The following is a 6,385-nucleotide window of genomic DNA, read 5'->3' as shown; positions in this document are numbered from 1 at the left end:
CTACGCATAGGCGAAGTTCTCGAGAAACAGAAAAAACTATATGAAGCAATGGATGTCCTGCCACCTGCCTAGTGATGTGTGGCGGGAATCCAGGTAGCAATGATGGTTCCGGTTCAAGTAACCATAGTTGCGTTATATAAAATCATGAATCTTTTGGGAATCATTAATACATCGCTGGCAGTTACCTTGCCATCTCTAGTGGGGGCAACTTGTCCGGGATTAGCGGGAGCGTTCGGAGTTTTCATGATGAGACAATTTTTCATGAGCGTGCCGAGGGAATTAAATGAAGCAGCAGCGCTTGATGGAGCCGGCCCCATTCGTTCGTTTGTTTCAGTGATGCTGCCCATGGCAAAATCGACATTGACATCATTGGCAATTATTGTTTTTACCTTTTCATGGAATGACTATTTTACAACATTTATTATGATAAATGACACGGAAAAATTGTCATTACCAGTAGGGATATTGTCCATACGACAACCATTTGCAACAGGAGACAATGTAGAATTTGCAGCTGTTGTGCTTTCTGTCATTCCCGTTCTTCTGGTATTTATTATTGGACAAAAATGGATTGTAAAGAGTATGACACATGTAGGCGTAAAAGGATAAATAATTGGAGGAGAGAAAGATGGATAAGAAATCATTATATTCAAAAGATGATTTATTAAAAACAGGGGGTGAGATTTCCTACAAAGGAGATGCTTCTGTCGCTAAGTTTTTACTTGGAGGTTTAGGAACAGGTAATATTGCAGTGGGTCCTAGAGGAGAACTGAGAGATTGGGAAATCTTTAATTGGCCGGGAAAAGGACAGTTTGTTCCATTTTCGTTTTTTGCACTTTGGGCAAAAGAAGAAGGAAAAGAACCTGTTTCGAAAATTCTGGAAGGAAAGATTAAACCACCATTTTATAAATCTCATGGATTTTTAAATGGAGAATTAGCAGGAATTCCTAGATTTGAAAAAAGTAAAATGGTAGGAAAGCAGCCATTTGTATATTTAGATCTTGAGGATTGTGCGATTCCAGTCACAGTGCAAATGGAAGCATATACTCCATTTATTCCACTCAATGCAGATGATTCAGGTATACCAACGGCAATTATTAAATATAAGGTGACGAATCCGACGAATAAACCAGTCGATGTATCTGTTGTAGGTACAATGGCTAACGTGGTAGGATTTGACGGTTATGATGTATTTAACAATGTGAAACTTGTTGATGAGGTTCAGAATGAATACCGCGAAGAAAATGGTGTGAGAGGATGGTATTATACTGCAAAGAACTTAAAAGAAACTGACATGAAGTATGGCAGTATGTCAATCGCAACAACAAATCAGAACAATATTTCTAAGAAAAAATGGCTTCACGGTCAGTGGACAGATAATGCACAAGATTTCTGGGATGATTTTTCATCTGACGGAAAATTGAATGAGGAAGAAGAAATCGAAGCAAAAGGATGTGATTTGTTAGATCATTATGATTTCAGTTTCTTAAATTTGAAGGAGAGAATTAGTTCAATCAGCAGCTATGAGACGATTGAACCAAATGAGACAAAAGAATTTGAATTTGTTATTTCTTGGTATTTCCCTAATCGTCCTAAGGGCTGGATTGAGTATGACACAGATTTGGAAAGATATCATCAGGGTGGATATGACACAATAAAAAATTATTATGCAACAAAATTTAAGGATGCTTGGAATGTTATTCAATATGTAAACGAGAAGAAAGATTATCTGGAATCTTCCTCACGTGCATTTGAAGATGCGTTATTTGGGACAACGTTACCGATTTATGTAATTGATGCAGTAGCTTCCAATATTATGTCTATGAAGAGTCACTGCTGTTTTAGAATTGAAGACGGAAATTTCCTTGGATGGGAAGGGATTCGTGACTATGTTGGCTGCGGACAAGGTAATGTAAACCACGTATGGAATTATGCGACTGCAGTTGCAGGTTTATTTCCGGAATTAGAAATCACAATGCGAAATGTTGAGTTTAATGTTGAGTTAGATGAAGATGGATGTATGCCATTCCGTGCGAGAAAATGTTTGGGCGAGAGCAGATGGGATATGATTCCTGCATGTGATGGAGAGTTTGGTTCTATCCTTAGAATTTATCGTGAGTGGAAATATACGGGCGATAATGAATTCCTGAATAGAATATGGGATAGTATGATGAAGGCTTTGGAATATTCAATAAAAGAATGGGATACAGATGACGATGGTATGCTTGATGGAAAACAGCATGTTACATATGATATTGAATTTTATGGTCCAAATACAATGACGAATACAATTTATCTTGGAGCAATCAAAGGGGTAGCTGAGATGGCGGAACATCTTGGAAAGACAGATATTGCAAAGAAATACAAAGACTTGTATGAAAAGGCAGCTTCGCTCGTAGACGAAAAACTATTTAATGGAGAATATTATATTCAAAAACTCGATGATGTAGATGAATATCGTTATCAGTATGGAGAAGGTTGTTTGACCGATCAGTTGTTAGGTCAGTTTATGGCACAGGCAGCAGGTCTTGGATACGTTCTCCCTAAAGAACATGTAAAGAAAACACTGGAATCTATTTATAAATATAACTTTAGAGATTGCATGGAAGATGTTCCGAATGTACAGCGTACCTATGCTTTAAATGATGAAGCGGGATTAGTTCTGTGTTCATGGCCAAATGGAGGAAGACCAAGATTCCCATTTGCATATTGTGATGAGGTATGGACAGGTGTTGAATACCAGGTTGCTTGTACAATGGTTGAGGAAGGTATGATTGAAGAAGCATTTACAATTATCAAAGCCATCAGAGACCGATATGATGGATACAAGAGATGTCCTTGGAGTGAGACAGAAGCTGGTCATCATTATATTCGTCCAATGTCTAGCTTTACACTGATTTCAGCATTAGCAGGATATAAGTGTGATATGATAAAGAAAACAATGTCATTTGCTCCAGCTATTAATCAAAAAGATTATACAACTTTTTGGATTAATGGAAAAGCATGGGGTACATTCCATCAGACAATTGATGAGAAAGGAAGGGTTGAAAAGGATATTCAAGTGCTCTATGGAAATATTGATGATGTAAAGATTAATTAATATAGGGAGCAAAATGATAGATTTGAAAAGTTTTGGAAGAAAAAGAAAACGCTGGAGATTACAATATCATTTTGTTGCTCAAAACGATTGGATGAATGATTTAAATAGGTTGATTATCGTTTGTTCTATCAGTATAGTTCATATGGGTATGACTGGGGTGCTATGCACTGGGATCACGCAATAAGTGAAGACATGAAAAACTGGAGAAATATGCCAATCGCTCTTTTCCCAAATCAGTGGAACGATAATCACGGAGAAGGTAGATGATTTTTAGGAAGTACTGTAGAAAAGGAATGAAGGCTGTATCTTTATAGAGTGTGAGAATAAAAGGGGATGGAAAAACAAAGCAGACACAATGCATGTTTATATCGGAAGACGGAATTCATTTTGAAAAAGACAAAGAAAATCCGATAATTATATATCCATCAGTTGGTGCTTCGAAGACTTTCGGATCCCGAAAGTCTTCGAAGAAAATGGAAAGTGGCATATGGTTGGTGGACTATCCATTGGCGTAGAGAATTATGGTGGCAGGGGCAGAGTTTTTTTAATGAGTCTGATACGTTATTTAGTTGGAATTATTGCGGATAAGCGTTGAAATTTCATGGTAAAATGGGAAGTATGTTTGAATGTCCTGATACTTTCAAATTAAATAACTTAAACTTCACACATAGATTTCAGCTATACATCTTGAAAATTCAATACCTGGCAGTTATTAAATTATCAAAGTTTAGTTACTATGACGATTACAGCTGTGATTTTAATGAAGACAGAGGAGGTCCTAAAAAGTATCAAACCATATGGCTAATAAAAATGAATATAATAATCAGAAGAGTTCTTTTGAAAGAGCTCTTTTTTTTTTTCTATAAATCCAGAGGGCTAGTGGATAGGGTGTTGCAGGAATAGTGATGGAGACCAGGGTTATTTAAGAACAATTTGCAAAAACATATTGGCATGGATTAAGTCATGTGTCTGCATCATTATAGTCATATAGTGATGCAAAATCAAATATCAAGTGTATTTCTGAAATACCATGTAATGGTAAGAATAATTAAATTTAAACCATCCCGCGCAATGTTCCTATCCACCAGATTGAGGTATTCTATATTCAACAACGGTAGCAATACCAAAGCTTCTTGCAGAGGCTTTTATATTCAGTTACAGCATGGAGAATTCCGGTATATTTCCAAGACAGTAAATCAGCCGAGGCTTGCCACGAGAGTCGATGAATCGAGAGATGAAGATGAAGCGAGCTATGGAGCGATCTAATATGGCGGAAGGATAATAACCCACAAAGGGACTATAGAAGTTCCTTATCCTCGAAATTGGCATCAGAGGAGATCGTATCTAGCAATAGATGTGTCGTGAACACGAAAGTGTCATGCGGCGGACAAAGAGCGCCAGTAACTCCCCTGTGTACGGGGCGATATAGGAGATTGAATAATCACGTACACTTACATAACAATTTTTATGTTATGAATGAAAAACAGGATTATGAATCTGTAAAGGAAGTGAGAAGAATCAACAAAAAAGCAACATTACGTTCTTCTTGGAAGGAAGATCTTAATGCAGAAAGTGAGAAGGCGAATGACAAGCAGGAGCAGGAAATCAAGACAATACAGCTTAATCAGCTGAGAAGTTTCAAGAATCATCCATTTAAGGTCGAAATTAATACGGAATTGTATGAGCTGATGCAGAGTATTGAAAATGACGGAATCTTAGTTCCATTACTGGCAAGACCGAGCCTGGGTGGAAATGGATATGAACTGATATCTGGGCACAGAAGAAAAGCAGCATGTGAATGGGCAGGTATAAATGAAGTTCCCGTTATGATCTGCAATTTGGATGACAATCAGGCAACTATCGCCTTGGTAAATTCCAATCTTCACAGGGAGCATATAAAACCCAGTGAGAAAGCCTTCGCCTATAAGATGAGATTAGAAGCAATGAAGAGGCAGGGCGAGAGAAGTGATCTGACTTCGGACCAAGTTGGGCCGAAGTCAGCGAATCCTATATTAACAACATTTCAATTAACAACAGTTTATAACCAACAAGGATTATGGAAAGAGGTTAATGACGAACAAATTAATCAAAAAGGATATCGAAGTAATACGGCATTGGCTAAGCAGGCAGGTGAAAGCGTAAATCAGATAAAGAGATACATCCGCCTGACCAATCTGATCCCCAAGCTATTAGATATGGTAGATGAAGGGAAAATTGCCTTCACTGTTGCAGTAGAACTTTCCTACCTAAAGGAAGAAGAGCAATATGAGCTGCACGCTGTAATGGATCTGGAGCAATGTACTCCGTCCTTATCACAGGCAAATCGAATGAAACGGATGAGCCAGTCGGACAAATTGAATATGGATGCCATTTATGAAATCCTTGATGAGGAGAAACCGAATCAGAAGCTGCAGATAAAGATCAAGGCTGAAACCCTGGAACCATATTTTCCGTGTGATTTTACAGAAAGACAGAAGGTGGAACTGATAGAAAATCTTGTAAAAGAGTGGCACAGCAGGCAAGCAGAGAAAAGAGCAAGATGAACATGAAATCATTGAATTTCAGGAGGAAACCAAGAATGGATTATAACAATATTGAAGTCATCGGAATTGATCACGGCTGGGCGATGATGAAGACTTTTAGCCAGGTATTCACGACAGGCCTGGGAGAGATAAAAACAGAACCAGCCATTCATGAAAATCTTCTGGAGTATGAGGGAAGGTTTTTCAGAGTCGGTGGGGAAAGGCTTACGGTCAAGTCGACCAAGGTCACCGATGAGAATTATTATCTTCTGACTTTGGCAGCGGTTGCCATGGAATTGGAAAGGAGAGGAAAAAGGAGTGCCAACGTATATCTTGCGGTCGGCCTTCCGCTCACGAGGTTTGGCGCAGAAAAGCAGGAATTTATCGATTATCTGTCGAAGCAGGAGGCTGTCCATTTCAAATACGAGCAGAAAACCTATGATATCAAGATTGTAAAGGTATCGGTATTTCCTCAATGCTATTCCGCGGTGGTGGATCGAATACCTGCTTACACGAAGAAAGTGCTGGTCGTGGATATTGGTTCCTGGACGCTCGACATCATGCCGATCATCAATAAATCTCCGGATGAATCACAGTGCATTACAGCACCGCAGGGGCTGATCTCCTGCATGAGGGAGATTAATAAGCAGTGCGTGCGGATGTTTGGAGGTGAGATTGATGAAAGTGAGATCCAGCAGGTAATGAGATATGGGAACAGCGATATGGATGAAAAGTATTTGGAGGTGATCAAGAGCAGCCTTGT

Annotated in this window: 5 protein-coding genes; all 5 read left to right on the top strand. The window is 38.7% G+C overall.

All coding sequences use genetic code 11. From position 1 onward, the window contains the following. Nucleotides 1-78 precede the first annotated feature (78 nt). Entirely contained in the window at nt 79-609 is a 531-nt protein-coding gene (locus tag BJR36_RS19565) for a carbohydrate ABC transporter permease (protein WP_091237114.1), read from the top strand. 19 nt (nt 610-628) lie between these two features. Next, nucleotides 629-3,100: a GH116 family glycosyl hydrolase gene (locus tag BJR36_RS19560; RefSeq protein WP_091237113.1), complete on the top strand. Its 2,472-nt coding sequence runs from the start codon at nt 629-631 to the stop codon at nt 3,098-3,100. 120 nt (nt 3,101-3,220) lie between these two features. Beyond that, a complete protein-coding gene (locus BJR36_RS21215; RefSeq protein ID WP_091237112.1) occupies nt 3,221-3,367 on the top strand; it encodes a hypothetical protein in 147 nt (48 codons plus the stop codon). A 1,205-nt stretch (nt 3,368-4,572) separates the two neighbouring features. Further along, entirely contained in the window at nt 4,573-5,643 is a 1,071-nt protein-coding gene (locus tag BJR36_RS19545) for a ParB/RepB/Spo0J family partition protein (protein ID WP_091237115.1), read from the top strand. 35 nt (nt 5,644-5,678) lie between these two features. Continuing rightward, nucleotides 5,679-6,385 (top strand): ParM/StbA family protein (locus BJR36_RS19540; protein ID WP_091237110.1); only part of this gene is annotated, 707 nt, incomplete at its 3' end.

This window comes from Anaerobium acetethylicum (genome assembly GCF_900096945.1).
GTDB classification, from domain to species: domain Bacteria; phylum Bacillota; class Clostridia; order Lachnospirales; family Lachnospiraceae; genus Anaerobium; species Anaerobium acetethylicum.
This window is presented reverse-complemented; position numbering and strand designations above follow the sequence as displayed.

Bases quoted from the DNA above. Each gene is read 5' to 3' on its own strand.
- BJR36_RS19560 (WP_091237113.1), top strand. From the start codon at position 629: ATGGATAAGAAATCATTATATTCAAAAGATGATTTATTAAAAACAGGG.
- BJR36_RS19545 (WP_091237115.1), top strand. From the start codon at position 4,573: ATGAATGAAAAACAGGATTATGAATCTGTAAAGGAAGTGAGAAGAATC.